Genomic DNA, 15,737 nt, shown 5'->3' with positions numbered 1-15,737 from the left:
CGCCGCCCAAAATACCTCACCCAGCGGAAATTCCATCGTCCTGTCCGCGAAGTAAGTTTCGGATAACGGCGTCGCAAAGCGCGCTCGAGCCCCCCCTTCGCGTGATTCAAATTGACGCTCGGCGGCGTGACGCTTAGGCGTACGCCCTCAATGCCCATTCCTGGCCGGGCCTCGGCTCGGTGTAAGCTTTCGGCCAATCGTCCGGCTGGCGAGGAACGCAATCCAAGGAACGCCCTTCATGAGAGCGCTGCTCGGTTTCAGCCGCGCGGTCGATGCCCTGAACCGAACGATTGGCCAGGCGACCAGCTGGCTCATCTTGGTGGCGGTGCTGGTTTCCGCCGGAAACGCCATCGTTCGCAAGCTTTACGACACCTCCTCGAACGCCTGGCTCGAGATGCAGTGGCAGCTGTTCGGCGCAGTATTCCTGCTGTGCGCGGCATGGACGCTGCTGACCAACGAGCACATCCGCATCGATATCGTCAGCAACATGCTGCCGAAGCGGGTGCGCGACGGCATCGACGTGTTCGGCCATCTGGTGTTCCTGCTGCCGTTCACGCTGGTGATGATCGTCACTTCGTTGCCGTTCTTCCTCAGCTCCTACCGCGTTGGCGAGCAGTCGATGAACGCCGGCGGCCTGCCGGTGTGGCCAGCGAAGGCGCTGGTGCTGGCCGGCTTCGTGCTTTTGTTCCTGCAGGCGCTGTCCGAGATGATCAAACGCATCGCCATCCTGGCCGGCCGATTGCCGGACCCGGCCATCGCCGGCCAGCGCCCCGCCGGCATCGCGGTGCCGGACCAGACGGCCCCGGCCTCCTCTTCGAACCCTTAAGATCGTCCGGTATCCCATGACCTTGCTGCGCACGATCAGGGTGACGCTTTCATTGGCGGTGCTCGCCGCCTTGGCGCTGTACCTCGCCATGCCCGCCGAAGCGGCGGTGCCGGCCGGGGTCGCCGGCTTTGTCGAGCACAACATGGCGCCGATCATGTTCGCGGCGCTGGTGGTGTTCTTGCTGCTCGGCTACCCGGTGGCATTCGCCCTCGCCGCCAACGGCTTGGTGTTCGGCCTGGTCGGCATCGAGTTCGGCTTGTTCCGGCCCGATTTTTTGCAGGCTCTGCCCGAGCGCGTCTTCGGCACGATGAACAACGACGTGCTGCTGGCGATCCCGTTCTTCACCTTCATGGGCCTGGTGCTGGAGCGCTCCGGCATGGCCGAGGATCTCCTCGACACCATCGGCCAGCTGTTCGGCCCGGTGCGCGGCGGTCTCGCCTATGCCGTGATCTTCGTCGGCGCCCTGCTCGCCGCCACCACCGGCGTGGTCGCCGCCTCGGTGATCTCGATGGGGCTGATCTCGCTGCCGATCATGCTGCGCTACGGTTACGACCGTCGCCTCGCCTCCGGCGTCATCGCCGCCTCCGGCACGCTGGCGCAGATCATCCCGCCGTCGCTGGTGCTGATCGTGATGGCCGACCAGCTCCAGCGTCCGGTCGGCGACATGTACGAGGGCGCCTTCATTCCCGGCCTGATGCTGGCTGGCCTTTATGCGCTGTGGGTGTTCGCCTCCTCCATGATCAACCCGGCCGCGGCGCCCGGCCTGCCGCCGGACGCGCAGACGTTGCGCGACGCCGACGGCAAGACCCGCCGGCTGTCGCTGCTGGTGGTGACGATCATCTCCGCCACCGGCGCCATCACCTTGATGCAGACTTTCTCCACCGTGAAGGCTGGCGCCGACTATGTGGTGCTGACGCTGTCAGCCGGCATGTTGATCGCGTTCGCGCTTGCGGTCCTCAACCGGCTGCTCCGCCTCAAGCTGCTGTCACGGCTGGCCGAGCAGGTGGTGTTCGTGATGGTGCCGCCGCTGGCGCTGATCTTCCTGGTGCTCGGCACCATCTTCGTCGGCGTTGCCACCCCGACCGAGGGCGGCGCGATGGGCGCGACCGGCGCGTTGCTGCTCGCCGCGGTCAAGGGCCGCATGAACTTGAAGCTTCTCAAGCAGGCGACCGAATCGACCGCAAAGCTGTCGGCGTTCGCGATGTTCATCCTGCTCGGCGCGCGCGTGTTCTCGCTCACCTTCTACGGCGTCAACGGCCACCGCTGGGTTGAGGAGCTGTTGACCTCGCTGCCGGGCGGCGAGACTGGTTTCCTGATCTTCGTGAACGTCTTGATTTTCGTGCTGGCGTTCTTCCTCGACTATTTCGAGCTCGCCTTCATCGTGATCCCGCTAATCGGGCCGGCCGCCGAGCACCTCGGCATCGACCTCGTCTGGCTCGGCGTGATGCTGGCGGTGAACATGCAGACCAGCTTCCTGCACCCACCGTTCGGCTTTGCACTGTTCTTCCTAAGGTCGGTGGCGCCAAAGGACAGCTACCTCGACCGTGTCACCGGCAAGCATACCGATGGCATCACCACCGCCCAGATTTACCGGGGCGCGGTGCCGTTCGTGGCAATCCAGCTCGTCATGGTGACGCTGGTGATTCTGTTTCCGGGCATGGTGATGCACTATAAGTCCAGCACGCCGACGGTCGATCCCGCCACCATCCAGATCGACGTGCCAATGCCGCCAAGCGACGACCTGCCGCTCAACATCCAGCCGCCGAGCCTGCCCGAGGCTCCCGGCCTGTCGCCCGAGCTGCAGGCGCCCGACAGCACGCAGCCCGAACCGCAAGACGCCCCTCCTCGGGCGGACTGACGGCATATCCCAGCGTCATCCCGTCTCGCCGGCGGCCGGGGTGACGAATGATGCGAACTCCGGCCGATCAGGCCGGGGTTTCGTTGGCCGGTCGCACCAAGATCCCGGCTAATCCAAAATTCTCGGCGAGGTCCGGGGCGGGAACCCGACGTGATCATGCGAAAACCGCATGAGCCGCGGGGAAGGGCCCTCGTCCCAGGTCGCGGCCAGGCCGCACCCGGGACGACGGCAACCAACTCAGCTCCGCGAGCGGGCGCGAATCATGAAGGTGTCGTAGGTGTACTCGGCGACCTGCCACCACAAATACTGATCCGAGCGCGAGGCGACGACGCTGTCGTAGATCTTCTTGAAGTCGGCGTTCGACGCCGAAACTTCGGCATAGATTTCACCCGCCGCCTTGTAGGCCGCTTCCATCACCGACTGCGGGAACGGCCGAAGCTGGGTGCCGGCAGCGACCAGGCGCTTCAGCGCCGCCGGGTTCAGCGAGTCGTAGCGCGAGCCCAGCCAGTCGTTCTGCAGCGTCGACGCGGTGCGCAGCACCGCCTGATAGGCCGGCGGCAGCTCGCCCCACTTCTCGAGATTGACGAGGTTGTGCAGCATGGAGGCACCTTCCCACCACGCCGGGTAATAGTAGTACTTGGCCACCTTGTAGAGGCCGAGCTTCTCGTCGTCGTAGGGGCCGACCCACTCGACCGCGTCGATGGTGCCCTTCTCCAGCGAGGGATAGATGTCGCCGGCGGCAGTCTGCTGCGGCACCACGCCGAGCTTGGACAGGATGCGCCCGGCGAAGCCGCCGACGCGGAACTTCAGGCCCTGCAGGTCGGCGAGGTCCTTGATCTCCTTGCGGTACCAGCCACCCATCTGGGCGTTGGTGTTGCCGGCCGGGAAGCTGATGACATTGTATTTCTTGAGAAAATCGTTGGCGAGCTCGGTGCCGCCGCCATGAGTGAACCAGGCGTCCTCCATGCGGGCGTTGAGGCCGAACGGCATGCCGGTGAGCAGCGCGAAGGTCGGGTCCTTGCCGAGATAGTAGTAGCAGGCGGTGTGGCACATCTCGACGGTGCCATTGGTGGTGGCATCCATCGCCTGCAGTCCGGGCACGATTTCGCCGGCCGCGAACACCTGGATCTGGAACTTGTTGTCGGTCATCTCGGCGACCGCCTTCGCGAACACCTCGGAGGAGGCGAACAGTGTGTCGAGCGACTTCGGAAAGCTTGACGCCAAGCGCCATTTGATCGCCGGCGACGACTGGGCGACCGCCGGCGCGGCGATCGTCGCCGACGCGGCAGCGCCGATTGCAGCGGTTTTCACGAACTGACGACGGTTCATTGTCTCAACCTCCCATGAGCCTCGGATGCTTCATCGGCACCCGACGGCGATCCTGGCCACGATCTGTTGGTGGAGCGGTTCGCATCGGACGGATCCGATTCGGGATCGACCGCGCCCGGTCGCGACGAAGGTGGGCAATCTAGAGCATTTCGCTGAAAAAGTGGAACCGGTTTTGCTAAAGAAATGTTCAACAAATCAAACTCTTAGCATCGGCGCGTTTTGGCGCCGCCCGCCCGAACCCGCTGCGTCCCGGCAGTCAGCCGCTTGCCGGCGACAGGCTTCGATCCCGCGTGAGCCGGGTCAGATATCGCGGCCTTCGACCTTTGCCGTCAGGTCCTCGATCAAATCCGGCACGCGATCGAGATAGGGATTGAGCGCCAGCGCCTGGCGAAACGCCTCCAGCGCCTGGCTGTCCTGGCCGAGCTCCTGGAAAATCAGGCCGAGCCCGACCAGGGCGCCGAAGTGGCGCGGCTCGCGCGCCAGCGCCTCGGCGAGATCGTTGAGCGCGCTGCTGAAGTCCTTGCGCAAATAATACAGCGTCGCCCGCCGGTTGCGACCCTCGACGTAATCGGGCGCCAGCGCCACCACGGCGTCGAGCAGTTCGAGCGCAAGGTCGGTGTCCTTGGCCTCGGCGGCGGCGCTCGCCCGCGACATCAGCAGGTCGGCGGTGACGCTGCCGGACTGGTACCACTGCCCCCAGATCCGCGCCTCGATCGCCTTGGCGGCGTCGCGGTCGGGCGCTCGTTTGAGCAGGCTGAACAGGCGGTCGAGATCGGTGCGGCCCTGCGGGCGCTTCAGGTCTTTGGGCGGCTCCGGCGGCAGCTCCGGCTCGCGCAGGCCCTGGACGCGATCGTCCGCCAACTCCAGCGCGAACGCGGGCACGTCCACAGCGGCAATGACGAGGAGAGCGAGGACGCAGCGGAACACGGCCATGCCGCGACATTAGGGCCAGCACGCGCCGCGGCCAAATCGAAGCTGCGTGAAAAGCCAAAGAGCCGCAGCAGGTGCGGCTCTTTGCAGGTTGGCGACCGGACGCCGGCACACCGGCAAGTCCGTCTCAGCGCTCGGCCAAGCCATGCCAGGCTCGGCCGTGTTGCTCAGCCCTGACGGGCCTTGAACCGGCGCTGGGTCTTGTTGATGACGTAGACACGACCCTTGCGGCGCACCAGGCGGTTGTCGCGGTGGCGCCCGCGCAGGGACTTCAGCGAATTACGGACCTTCATGACACGTTCCTCGGCGACCGGAAGCGCGGGCCACCGGTTGAATTGGGAGCGCAGCGTGTAGCTGGCCGGCAACCGCCGTGTCAACTGTGGCGGAGGCGCCCGAGAGCGGATCCGGCAGCGAAACGATTTCACAAGATGTCACGAAAAGTGTACGTTAAGTTTGCTTGACACTCGTCTCGGCGCCGCCGGGCCGAGTGATTTGTGTTTGTTTGGCATTTTGTGGCGTCGCGCTTGGATTGATGACGTGCGTTCGCTCGATCGCGAGAATGGAGAAGCCGATGCTGGTGCAACAGAACGGTGGAGAAAACACCGGCCATGACGCTGGGCACGATACCGGCGACGTCGCGCGGATTGGACCGAACTCGATCACCCGGGTCGCCGAGGCGCTGGAAACCGACGTCGGCCGCGACGAAACGGTGGCGCTGTTCCAGAGCGTGGGCCTGGAGGGCTATCTCGCCAGCCCGCCCAACCACATGGTCGACGACCGCGAGGTGATGCTGCTGCACCAGGCGCTGCGCTCCACGCTCGGCCTTGAGCGGGCCCGCGAGATCGCCCGCGAAGCCGGGCGCACCACCGGCGACTATCTGCTCGCCCACCGCATCCCGCGCGGGGTGCAGATTCTGCTCAAGATGCTGCCGCCCTCGCCCGCCGCCCGGCTGCTGATGGCCGCGATTCGCCGCAACGCCTGGACCTTCACCGGCGGCGGCGCCTTCCACATCATGTCCGGCTCGCCGCTGCGCTTCACCATCGCCGGCGGCCCGATCAGCCGAGGCGCCACCAGCGACGTGCCGGTGTGCGACTATTACGCCTCGACCTTCCAGCGGCTGTTCCAGGTGCTGGTCAGCCCGGCCGCAACGGTGGTCGAGATCGCCTGCGAAGCGCTGGGCGATCCGGCCTGCGTGTTCGAGGTGCGCTGGGGCTGAGCGGGTGGCTGGCGGTCGCCCGTCGGGCGAAGCTTCAGCCGGACCCGAGCAGCCATGATCCACGGCTGCCGCGGATGCAGACCATCCGACGCTCGGCCGGACCGACTGCGAGAGACTACCGCGCCGCCGCTTGCGCCGGCTCCATCGCGCCGTCGGCGGCGTCGATGTCGAACGCCTCGTCCACCTCGACAAAGGTGTCGGGATAGAAGCCGTTGAAGTGGGTGCGAAGGCCGAGCGAATAGGCCCCGATGTGGCCGATCTCGATCCAGTCGCCGGTATCGACGCTCTCCGGCAGCCAGAACGGCCGCGACAGGATGTCGACCGAATCGCAGGTGGCGCCGCACACCCGGAACGGCTCGATCTTGGCCGGGTTGCCGGACCGGCGCCTGCGGGCCGGATCGGGTAACAGTTGCACGGGGAGCGGTATCCTGCCGGTCCAGCTGTCGGACAGCGAGCCCCACACCCCATCATTGATGTAGACGCGCTGGCCCTTCTTCAGGAGCACCCGCACGATCACCGACAGCGCGCGGGCGACGATCACCCGGCCGGGCTCGGCGATCAGCGGCACGTCGGAAAAGCCGAACTCGGCCACCTCGCCCTGGATCTCCTCCAGCAACGCCGCAAGGTCGGGCGCAGGCGCGGTCTTGCGGCCGGGTTCGCGGCCATAGCGGGCGGGAAACCCGCCGCCGATGTCGAGCCCGGCGATCGCGACCCCGGCGCGACGGCGCACCGCGGCGGCGATCGCCAGCGCCTGGTCGTAGGCGTCGGGGTCCTCGACCTGGCTGCCGACGTGGAAGGCAAGACCGACCTGGAAGCCGATGCCGGCGATGCGCTGGACCAGTTCGACGGCGTGGCCGGGTGCGGCGCCGAACTTTTTCGACAGCTCGTAGGCCGCCTCGCCCTTGGTGGCGAGGCGGACGTAGAGCGTCACCTCGCCGGGGTCGATGTCCATGGCGCGAACGACGCGGAGAATCTTGGCGACCTCGTCCTCGTGGTCGAGCGCAAGGGTGCGGATGCCGTAGCCCTCAAGGGCGAGGCGGATGTCGGACAGCGCCTTGACCGGGTGCATGTAGAGCAGCTCGGCGTGAGGCGCCGCCGCCCGCACCGCGGCGAACTCGGCCGGGCTCGCCACGTCGAAGCAATCGACCCCGGCCCGCGCCAGCGCCGACAGCACCATCGGCTCGCCATTGGTCTTCACCGCGTACGCCATCTTGCCGCGGAACGCGGAGCGGAAGGCAGCGATGTCGGCGGCCAGCACCGCCGGCCGGAAGCAATAGACCGGCTGGTCGGGCCGCAGCCGCATGGCGGCGTCAGCGGCGGTGGCAAAGCGCGGCAGCGCGGTCTGCGGCATCTAAACTCTCCCCTGCGGCGAGCCCGCCGCGAATCGGTGCCAGCCTGCCCTACCATGCGGCTCCGAAATGGCGATGTCGGCCGCGCGGCGCCATGGCGCTATCGCCTTCTCTATTGGGGCAAAACCGGGGCGCGCCCTTGACCGTGGCGGCGCCTCCGCGCATCGTTCGCCGAGATACCGAGCGAGCGGGGGCACGTCCATGCAGGACGGGAAGCGGATGGGACTTGCGGCGCTGGCCGCGCTGGCGGCTTCGGCACTGGCGGCGTGCTCGCCAAGCGTGGCGGGAATTCCCTACGCCGTCGACCGCTCGGTGATCGTCGAGGCGTCGCCGGCCGACCCCAGCCCGATCGAGCGCCATTACAGCGGCGCGCTGCCGTCGTGCGGCGACCCGTGGGCGCTGAGCCGGATCATGCTGTTCTTCGCCGAGAAGGAGCAGCACTTCTGGGCCTCCCCGCTCGCCATCCAGGGCTTCAGCGACCTGCGCGAGGTCGCCTACCGGCCGTGGGGTTATGGCAAGATTCCGCGCCGCTACTGCCAGGCGGTGGCCCACGTCAACGACGGCCGGCCGCGCACCGTCTACTATTCGATCATCGAGAACGGCGGCTTCGCCGGCTTTGGCACCGGCGTCGAGTGGTGCGTGAAGGGGCTCGACCGCGACTGGACCTACGCCCCCGATTGCCGGATGGCGCGGCCGTGAGGCTGCTTGCCGCCGGCTTTGTTGCCGCAGCGGTTGCATTGGCGGGCACCGCGCCGGTGCGCGCCGACCAAACCAGCGATAACACGCCCGGCGCGTTCGATTTCTACGTGCTGTCGCTGTCATGGTCGCCGAGCTATTGCCGCGACAAGGGCGGCGAGCGCGACGCCGAGCAGTGCCGCAGCGGGCGGCCCTACGGCTTCATCGTCCATGGCCTGTGGCCACAGTTCGAGCAGGGCTATCCGGCCAACTGCATCGCCAGCCCGCCGCGCATCGACGACAAGCTGATCCGCGGCATGCTGGACATCACCCCGAGCTTTGGGCTGGTGATCCACGAGTGGCGCAAGCACGGCACCTGCTCCGGGCAGGAGCCGGCCGCCTATTTCGACACCGTGCGGCGCGCCTTCGCCAAGGTTTCGATCCCGGCCGAGTTCCGCGATTCCGACCGGCCGCGCCAGATGGCGGCGGTCGAGGTCGAGAACGCCTTCGTGCGCGAAAACCCTGGCCTCGCTCGCGACATGATCGCGGTCGACTGCCGTGGCAACCTGCTGCGCGAAGTCCGCGTGTGCCTTGACCGCGACCTCGCCTTCCGCGCCTGCGACGAGGTCGACCGCAAGGCCTGCCGCAGCGGCCGCATCGAGGTGCCGCCGGTGCGGGGGCCGTAGATCGCGCTTCGGGCCGGGCAGGCTTGAGACAGGCAGTCCGCTCGCGTCGTCTCCCCACTGCAGGAACCACCACGCATGGCTCGGTCGGACGCTCCCAACGCAGCAAGACGGTCTCTCCCACGGTGGCTCCGGCCACCGCGGACGGGACCTTTGCTCGTCCTGGTCATTCTCCTGAGCGCCGTCTTGATCGCCGCGACCGAAGCAAGAGGCATTGGCCTGCTGGCCTCTCCGCTCCCCATGGCCATCCCCTACGCGGTCGCCGCCTTGAACCTCGCCGTTGCCGTTGCCGGCCTCTGGACGCGGCACAAGCTGGGCTGGAGCCTCTATCTGATCGCGAGCCTTGCCGGCTTCATCTTGATCGGTGCAACCACGCCCATCACGGCGGTCTTAACCCTGATCACCGTAGCTTCGAACTGATCGCCCGCCATGAACTATCGCCACGCCTTCCATGCCGGCAATTTCGCCGACATCCTCAAGCACGCGGTGCTGGCGCAGGCTCTCGCCTATCTCGGCAACAAGCCGGCGCCGTTCGCGGTGCTCGACACCCATGCCGGCCGCGGCCTCTACGACCTTGCCGCCGACGAGGCGACGCGCACTGGGGAGTGGCGGAACGGCATCGGCCGGCTCGGTGCTCCGCTCGCCCCTGACGCCGAGGCGGTGCTGGCGCCGTTTCGCGCCGCCCTGGCGGCCAACCCTCCCGGCCATTATCCCGGCTCGCCGTCGATCATCGCGGCGCTGGCGCGGCCGGGCGACCGCCTCAATTTCATCGAGCGCCACCCCGACGACGCCGCCGCCCTGGCCGCGCTGTTCCGCCGCGACAAGCGGGTGAAGGTGACCGAGCTCGACGGCTGGCTGGCGCTGCCGGCGTTCGTGCCGCCGCCGGAGCGGCGCGGCGTCGTGCTGGTCGACCCGCCGTTCGAGCTGCCGGGCGAGTTCGACCGCATGCTGCACGGCGTCGAGAAGGCCCATGCCCGCTGGCCGACCGGCACCTATCTGTTGTGGTACCCGCTGAAGGACGTCACGGCGGCCGAGGCGTTCGCAAATCGCCTCGCCCACGCCGGCATTCCCGACATCATCCGCGCCGAGCTGCGGGTTGCCGCCATCCGCAGCGACGGACCGCTCGCCGGCTGCGGCGTGATCGCCATCAACCCGCCTTATACGCTGGAGCAGGGCCTCGCGTCACTGCTACCCGCCCTCGCCAAGCGGCTGGGACAGGACGGCCGCGGCCGCTTCCGGCTCGACCGCCTGGCTGACGAGGCCGCCGCCCGCCCCGCCACAAGGACACCGCGATGATCCTGCGCTCGTCAAAACCCTCGCCGTTCGGCCGCAAGGTCAAGATCGCCGCAGCCCTGCTCGGCCTGTCCGAGAAGATCGAGATCGTGATGGCCGACACTCTCGACCCGAGCGATTCGCTGCGCCGCCAGAACCCGCTCGGCAAGATCCCGACCTTGATCCTCGACGACGGCGCCGCGCTGTTCGACTCGCGAGTGATCCTGGAATATCTCGACCACCTCGCCGGCGGCGGCCGCCTGCTGCCGGCCGAGGCGGGGTCCCGCTTCGCCACGCTCCGGCTGCAGGCGCTGGCCGACGGCATCATGGACGCCGCGCTGCTGCAGGTGCTGGAAGCGCGTTTCCACGCTGAGGGCGCACGAAGCCAGACCTTCCTCGATCACCAGGCCGGCAAGGTGGCACGCGCGCTGGCCGAGCTGGAGGCCGCGCCACCGGCGCGGGCGGGCGGCGAGACCGCCGGCACCATCGCGCTGGCGTGCGCGCTGGGCTACCTCGACCTCAGGTTCGACGGAACGTGGCGTCACACCCACCCCCGGCTGGTGGCCTGGCTCGACGGCTTTGCCGCCGACGTGCCGGCATTCGCCGCAACGCAGCCAGCATGAGCCACCTCTGCCCGAAATAAAAGGCCCCGGCTTTGGGCCGGGGCAAGGTCGTCATTTCGGAGGCGGACGATACAGAGGCAACAGGTTTAGAACCGGTAGTTGACGCCGGCGCGAAGAACGTTAGCGTCGAACTCGTTCTTCCACGGCAGATCGCCGTATTGCTTATCGCCGAGGTCGACGTAGAGGTACTCGACCTTGGCAGTCCAGTTCTGGGCAATGGCACCCTCGACGCCGGCACCGACGGTCCAGCCGATATGGGTCGCATCGGCCTTGTCGCCCCATATCGTGTAGCTGCCGCGGCCATAGGCGATGCCGCCGGTGATGTAGGGCAGGAAGCGGTCCCAGGCGTAACCGGCGCGGACGCGGGTGGTGCCGAACCAGTCGAGTTCCCACTTGTAGCCGGAGACGCCGTCGTCGACGCCGGAATAATTGATGTCGGTCTCCAGACCGAACACCACATTGCCCCACTGCCAGTTGGCGCCGCCGGTCAGGCCGCCGAGGAAACCGGCCGGCTCCAGACCAGCGGAATTCGACAGATCACCGGACGCCAGGCCGGCATTGAGCCCGAGATAGAAGCCGCTCCAGTTGTAGCTGGGCGCCGGCGCCGAATAGTAGGGCTGGCGCTGCACCATGTCGGCCGCCATCGCCGGCACGGACGCGAGCACCAGGGCCGCGAATGCTCCTGCGATCTTGGTCATCAGTCGTACTCCCTTACGCGCGGTAACTCACACCACCGCAACTGTCGTCGATTATACAATGAACGATTCACCGTTTGCGGTAGCCGCTCCCGTCACTTCGGCGAAAGCGAACGCCATGCTGAACGAAGCGTAAATTTGCGCTATGTTGCGGTTAATCCGGCAGAAATCATGGCCAAACATGGCCGAAATCGAATCCAGGTGGTGGCGATGCCGGGCGCCCCCGTCAGATCGACATGTTTAATGTTCGGTTAAGCTGGCCGACACCGCGAATCGCTCAAGCCAACGCCGGCGGCCAGCCGCAGCACGGGCGGCCGCGCGGTGCTGGGGCGCTTGCCGGCTCGCCGGCGCCATGGCATCGAGGCAGCACCCACGAGAGAGCCGATGGCCGCATCCCCCCTCCCCGTCTCGATTTTCCTGATCGCCGGCAACGAGGCCGACCGCATCGGGCGGACCCTTGCCGCGGTGAAGGACCTCACCGATGACCTCGTCGTCGTCGAATCGGGCTCGACCGATGGCACCCCGGCAATCGCCCGGGAATACGGCGCGCGGGTGGTGTTCAACGCCTGGCCCGGCTACGGCCCGCAGAAGCGCTTCGCCGAGGAGCTGTGCCGCCACCGCTGGGTGCTCAACCTCGACGCCGACGAAGTGATGCCGCCGGATCTGGTCGCCGAACTGCGCGCGCTGTTCGCAGACGGCGAGCCGACGTGCGATGCTTACGAAATCCCGATCGCCGAGGTGTTTCCAGTCGAGTCCGAACCCCACCGTTGGGCCTATTGGCTGGCGCCGGTCCGGCTCTATCGCACCGACCGCGGCCGCTACGCCGACAGCCTGGTGCACGACCGCGTCGTGCTGGCGAAGGGGGCGCGTATCGGCCGGCTGCGCGGCCGCGTCCACCATTTCTCGGTGCGCTCGCTCGGCGAGCAGATCGCCAAGCTCAACGCCTACACCGACCAGCAGGCCGACGACCTCGACCAGCGCGGCGTCAGCCTGCCGACCTGGCGGCTGTTCGTCGAGTTTCCGGCCGCCTTCTTCAAGGCCTATGTCGGCCGGCGCCACTTCGTCCGCGGCGTCTACGGCGTGATGACGGCGGCGAACTACGCCTTCTTCCGCCACCTCAGGCTCGCCAAGCATCTCGAACGCCGGATGGTCCGGCGGGCGCGGGGCGGCGCGTGACCGCCCCTGCCGCGGCGCTGGTGACCGGCGGCGCCAAGCGCATCGGCCGCGCCATCGTCGAGGCCCTGGTGGCGCGCGGATACGCGGTTGCCATCCATTACGGCCAGTCCCGGCAGCAAGCCGCCGACGTTGCCGACGCCCTCACCGCCCGCGGCGCGCGCGTTGCCACCGTATCGGCCGACCTCGCCGACCCGGCGGGCGTCGATGCGCTGGTGCCGGCGGCGGCGGCGGCGGTCGGACCGCTGACGCTGCTGGTCAATTCGGCGTCGGAATTCGTGCCGGACGAAATGGGCGACCTCGACCGGGCGCAGTTCGAGCGCCACATGAGGGTCAACCTCGAGGCGCCGGTGTTCCTCGCCCAAGCATTCGCCCGCCAGTTGCCCGAGGGCTGCACCGGCACGGTGGTCAACATCCTCGACCAGCGGGTGTGGCGGCCGACGCCGCGCTTTCTGTCCTACACCCTGGCCAAATCGGCGTTGTGGACCGCGACCCAGACCATGGCGCAGGCGCTGGCGCCGCGCATTCGCGTCAACGCGGTCGGCCCCGGGCCGACGCTGGCCAACACCCGCCAGGGGGCGTCGGATTTCGCCCGGCAATCGGCCGCGGTGCCGCTCGGCCGCGCCGCCACGCCGGCCGAGGTCGCCAGCGCCGTATTATTTCTGGCCGAGGCCCACAGCGTCACCGGGCAGATGATCGCGGTCGACGGCGGCCAGCATCTCGCCTGGCGCACACCCGACGTCGAAGGAATCGCCGAATAGGCTCGAAAATTGAACCGGCGCCTTCCGGGCGGGGGGCCAGAAGGCGCCGGTATTGGTCCGGGCGATCGAAAGTCAAGATGCTTTCCGGCCGATCGCGCCGGAAAGACGTGGTCCTGTCGCCGAAAATCCTGCTTCGAAACAAGATCTTCCGGCCTCGCGGCTTCCTTGGATCAGGCGTGACCGTCCGGAAACCGGATCGCGATCACATCCGTCCCGGGCCACCGGGGCCACCCGGACCCGGCTTGCCGCGCGGCCCGAAATGGCCCTCACCGAACTTCAGCAGGATGCCGAGCCGGCGCTTCTGGCCGTCGTCGAGCGTGGCGTTGAGCGGCGCCACCGCATCGGCGAGACGGCGGAAGTCGGCCGCGGTGTCGGTCATGCGGTCGGCACCGGCGCGCAGACGCTCAACCACGTCGGGCCGGGTGTTGCGCTCGTCGCGCAGCTTGCGGGCCTCGTCGATGCGCGCTTGCCGCTTGGCAGCGGTGTCGCGGACGGCGGTTTCCACCGCCGGCCACAACTTTTCCTGCTCCGGGGTGAGCTTGAGGCCTGCCTTCAGCGCCGCGATGCGCGCATCGACCAGCGCGGAGCGATCGGCGGGGTTGAGCTGGGCGCGTTCGGGCCGTTGCGGCCCGCCCGGCCCCGGCGCGCCCTGGGCGTAGGCGCTGGTGGCCCCCGCCGCGAGCGCCGTCGCCAGTAGAATGGTGGTGATCTTCATGGCTTCCTCCAGACGAAGTCGATGGCGGGAGAATGGGGCACCGCACCGGGTGAAGCAATTTAAGCTTCTGTAATATTGAGGAAATTTCCGGTCGTTCCTGAATAACTGTTCAGGTTCGCCCCCCGTTGCGGCCACCTTGCAACGGTCTCGTGAGCTGGCGCCGGGCGGCGTGTCAAACCCGGCCGAGCAGCGCCAGCACCAGCAGCACGACCAGGATCGCCCCCACCAGGCCGCTCGGCCCGTAGCCCCACCCGGAGCTGTAACCCCAGCGCGGAAGCGCACCGATCAACAGAAGAATGAGGATTATGATCAGAACATTGCTGAGCATCGGGTCATCTCGCCTCTGCGCCCCAGCAGCGAACCAACGGAGCGTAGAGCTTGAGGTTCCCGGCCTCGGGCCGTGGCGGTCGGAAAATCCCAAACCCTGTCCAGCCGGTGTGTTGCGGATGTGTGAACGCGCCCGTGGGCGCATACTTTTTTTATGGCACGCTCGTCGCGGTGCCCGAGATCGGGTTGCGCAGGTGGTGCGGTGAGGTGGACGCTTTGGGGCAGCCTCGAAACGGTCGTGAACTCGGCCGCTTCGATCCGTTGCCTGAGTGAGCGCGGTGCGCCGACGGCGGTTCCCCAGTCACGCACCCATCCACCGAGGGACGCGGTTTCGCCTTGTGCTGAGACCGCACCCAGTGGCATCCGCGGCGGGCGTGCTTCCATTTTCCAACCGCCGCCGACAGGCGTTCGGCAAACAGGCTGCCCGAAAGTGCATGTCCGCAACAGCGGGTGCCATCCCGTCTTTCGCACCAGCGCGCGCAAGGGCACGCCGAACCGGTTCAACGCCAGTCGCCGCGCACCGCCTGCACCAGCGCCAGCGCCGCGACTGCCGCAGTGTCGGCGCGCAGGATGCGCGGGCCGAGCGACAGCCGCACCACCTTCGGCACCGTCATCAGCCGCGCCCGCTCGGCCGGATCGAAGCCGCCCTCCGGGCCGATCAGCACCGCAAGCGGCCCCTCTGCCGCCGCACCCAGCGCCGCAGCGGCGCCGCCGGCCGCAGCGTCCTCGTCGCAGAACACCAGCGTGCGCCCCGCCGGCCACGTCGCCAGCAGCGCCTCCAGCCCGACTTCGGCGCGAACCTCGGCCAGGTCGAGGATGCCGCACTGCTCGGCGGCCTCGATGGCGTTGGCGCGCATGCGATCGAGATTGATCCGGCTGACCTGGGTCCGCCGCGTCATCACCGGCTGAAGCACCGCGGCGCCCATCTCGACCGCCTTCTGCACCATGTAGTCGAGCCGGGCATGCTTGAGCGGCGCGAACAGGTACCAAAGATCGCACGGTGCGGTCTGCGGCCGGGTCTGCTCGACCAGCTCCAGCGTCGCTGCGCGCTTCTTCAGATCGCTGATCCGCGCGCGCCACTCGCCGTCGCGGCCGTTGAACACCAAAAGCTCATCGCCAGCGCGCAACCGCAGCACGTTGGCGAGGTAGTTGGTCGGCTCTAGCCCGAGCGGAAACTCGGCACCGGGCGCGAGCGCAGCATCGACGAACAGCCGGACGGAACTGAAATCATAGGCAGCCATGGCCGCTCCATTCGCCCGCCCGCGCCGGACAGGTCAAGCCGGCGCGTTCCTCGCTGTCGCGTCA

General features: G+C 67.9%; 18 protein-coding genes. 10 read left to right on the top strand and 8 right to left on the bottom strand.

The genetic code is table 11. The annotated features are described in order from the left end of the window. Positions 1 to 238: 238 nt before the first annotated feature. Positions 239 to 826 (top strand): TRAP transporter small permease subunit, encoded by a 588-nt coding sequence (locus BVIR_RS03790; RefSeq protein ID WP_055036500.1) that lies wholly within the window; start codon positions 239 to 241, stop codon positions 824 to 826. 88 nt (positions 827 to 914) lie between these two features. Then, complete coding sequence (locus tag BVIR_RS03785) at positions 915 to 2,684, top strand: TRAP transporter large permease (protein ID WP_169788622.1); 1,770 nt, start codon at positions 915 to 917, stop codon at positions 2,682 to 2,684. A gap of 237 nt (positions 2,685 to 2,921) precedes the next feature. On the opposite strand, the gene BVIR_RS03780 is transcribed toward BVIR_RS03785, so the two are convergent. The 3 genes from BVIR_RS03780 to ykgO all read right to left on the bottom strand — a co-directional run bounded on the left by BVIR_RS03780 (position 2,922) and on the right by ykgO (position 5,236). Continuing rightward, positions 2,922 to 4,013 carry a TRAP transporter substrate-binding protein gene (locus tag BVIR_RS03780; RefSeq protein ID WP_055036499.1) on the bottom strand — a complete coding sequence of 364 codons (1,092 nt, stop codon included), beginning with the start codon at positions 4,011 to 4,013 and terminating at the stop codon, positions 2,922 to 2,924. Between the two features lie 300 nt (positions 4,014 to 4,313). Beyond that, complete coding sequence (locus BVIR_RS03775; protein ID WP_055036498.1) at positions 4,314 to 4,946, bottom strand: tetratricopeptide repeat protein; 633 nt, start codon at positions 4,944 to 4,946, stop codon at positions 4,314 to 4,316. Positions 4,947 to 5,110: 164 nt separating this feature from the next. Then, positions 5,111 to 5,236 (bottom strand): type B 50S ribosomal protein L36, encoded by a 126-nt coding sequence (ykgO, locus tag BVIR_RS03770; RefSeq protein WP_055038661.1) that lies wholly within the window; start codon positions 5,234 to 5,236, stop codon positions 5,111 to 5,113. A 278-nt stretch (positions 5,237 to 5,514) separates the two neighbouring features. Between ykgO and bchJ the strand changes: the two genes are divergently transcribed. After that, on the top strand, positions 5,515 to 6,159 hold the full coding sequence (bchJ, locus tag BVIR_RS03765; protein ID WP_082417311.1) for a bacteriochlorophyll 4-vinyl reductase: 645 nt from the start codon (positions 5,515 to 5,517) through the stop codon (positions 6,157 to 6,159). A gap of 115 nt (positions 6,160 to 6,274) precedes the next feature. On the opposite strand, the gene BVIR_RS03760 is transcribed toward bchJ, so the two are convergent. Then, on the bottom strand, positions 6,275 to 7,510 hold the full coding sequence (locus BVIR_RS03760) for an alanine racemase (protein WP_055036497.1): 1,236 nt from the start codon (positions 7,508 to 7,510) through the stop codon (positions 6,275 to 6,277). A gap of 217 nt (positions 7,511 to 7,727) precedes the next feature. Here BVIR_RS03760 and BVIR_RS03755 point away from each other — a divergent pair, with 217 nt between their 5' ends. The 5 genes from BVIR_RS03755 to BVIR_RS03735 all read left to right on the top strand — a co-directional run bounded on the left by BVIR_RS03755 (position 7,728) and on the right by BVIR_RS03735 (position 10,761). Further along, positions 7,728 to 8,207 carry a hypothetical protein gene (locus BVIR_RS03755; protein ID WP_236823689.1) on the top strand — a complete coding sequence of 160 codons (480 nt, stop codon included), beginning with the start codon at positions 7,728 to 7,730 and terminating at the stop codon, positions 8,205 to 8,207. Beyond that, positions 8,204 to 8,869 (top strand): ribonuclease T2 family protein, encoded by a 666-nt coding sequence (locus tag BVIR_RS03750; protein ID WP_055036495.1) that lies wholly within the window; start codon positions 8,204 to 8,206, stop codon positions 8,867 to 8,869. Before BVIR_RS03755 ends, BVIR_RS03750 begins: the two co-directional genes overlap by 4 nt. Positions 8,870 to 9,019: 150 nt before the next feature. Beyond that, positions 9,020 to 9,286: a hypothetical protein gene (locus tag BVIR_RS03745; RefSeq protein ID WP_055036494.1), complete on the top strand. Its 267-nt coding sequence runs from the start codon at positions 9,020 to 9,022 to the stop codon at positions 9,284 to 9,286. Positions 9,287 to 9,295: 9 nt separating this feature from the next. Further along, complete coding sequence (locus tag BVIR_RS03740) at positions 9,296 to 10,162, top strand: 23S rRNA (adenine(2030)-N(6))-methyltransferase RlmJ (RefSeq protein ID WP_055036493.1); 867 nt, start codon at positions 9,296 to 9,298, stop codon at positions 10,160 to 10,162. Next, positions 10,159 to 10,761 carry a glutathione S-transferase family protein gene (locus tag BVIR_RS03735; protein ID WP_055036492.1) on the top strand — a complete coding sequence of 201 codons (603 nt, stop codon included), beginning with the start codon at positions 10,159 to 10,161 and terminating at the stop codon, positions 10,759 to 10,761. The genes BVIR_RS03740 and BVIR_RS03735 overlap by 4 nt, the downstream gene beginning before the upstream one ends. Positions 10,762 to 10,847: 86 nt before the next feature. Here the strand turns inward: BVIR_RS03735 and BVIR_RS03730 are convergent, their stop codons facing one another. Beyond that, positions 10,848 to 11,459, bottom strand: a complete 612-nt coding sequence (locus BVIR_RS03730) for an outer membrane protein (protein WP_082416645.1) — start codon at positions 11,457 to 11,459, stop codon at positions 10,848 to 10,850. 381 nt (positions 11,460 to 11,840) lie between these two features. Between BVIR_RS03730 and BVIR_RS03725 the strand changes: the two genes are divergently transcribed. Further along, a complete protein-coding gene (locus BVIR_RS03725; protein WP_055036491.1) occupies positions 11,841 to 12,632 on the top strand; it encodes a glycosyltransferase family 2 protein in 792 nt (263 codons plus the stop codon). After that, on the top strand, positions 12,629 to 13,390 hold the full coding sequence (locus tag BVIR_RS03720) for an SDR family oxidoreductase (protein WP_055036490.1): 762 nt from the start codon (positions 12,629 to 12,631) through the stop codon (positions 13,388 to 13,390). The genes BVIR_RS03725 and BVIR_RS03720 overlap by 4 nt, the downstream gene beginning before the upstream one ends. Before the next feature lie 202 nt (positions 13,391 to 13,592). Here BVIR_RS03720 and BVIR_RS03715 read toward each other — a convergent pair whose 3' ends face one another. The 3 genes from BVIR_RS03715 to BVIR_RS03710 all read right to left on the bottom strand — a co-directional run bounded on the left by BVIR_RS03715 (position 13,593) and on the right by BVIR_RS03710 (position 15,673). Beyond that, entirely contained in the window at positions 13,593 to 14,105 is a 513-nt protein-coding gene (locus tag BVIR_RS03715) for a Spy/CpxP family protein refolding chaperone (protein ID WP_055036489.1), read from the bottom strand. 172 nt (positions 14,106 to 14,277) lie between these two features. Beyond that, complete coding sequence (locus BVIR_RS16245) at positions 14,278 to 14,433, bottom strand: DUF3309 family protein (protein ID WP_082416643.1); 156 nt, start codon at positions 14,431 to 14,433, stop codon at positions 14,278 to 14,280. Positions 14,434 to 14,932: 499 nt separating this feature from the next. Then, entirely contained in the window at positions 14,933 to 15,673 is a 741-nt protein-coding gene (locus BVIR_RS03710; RefSeq protein ID WP_055036488.1) for a 16S rRNA (uracil(1498)-N(3))-methyltransferase, read from the bottom strand. Positions 15,674 to 15,737 lie beyond the last annotated feature (64 nt).

Origin of the sequence: Blastochloris viridis (genome assembly GCF_001402875.1) — a bacterium.
Lineage (GTDB): Bacteria > Pseudomonadota > Alphaproteobacteria > Rhizobiales > Xanthobacteraceae > Blastochloris > Blastochloris viridis.
The sequence above is the reverse complement of the archived record's forward strand: the minus strand, read 5'-3'. Positions and strand labels throughout refer to the sequence as shown.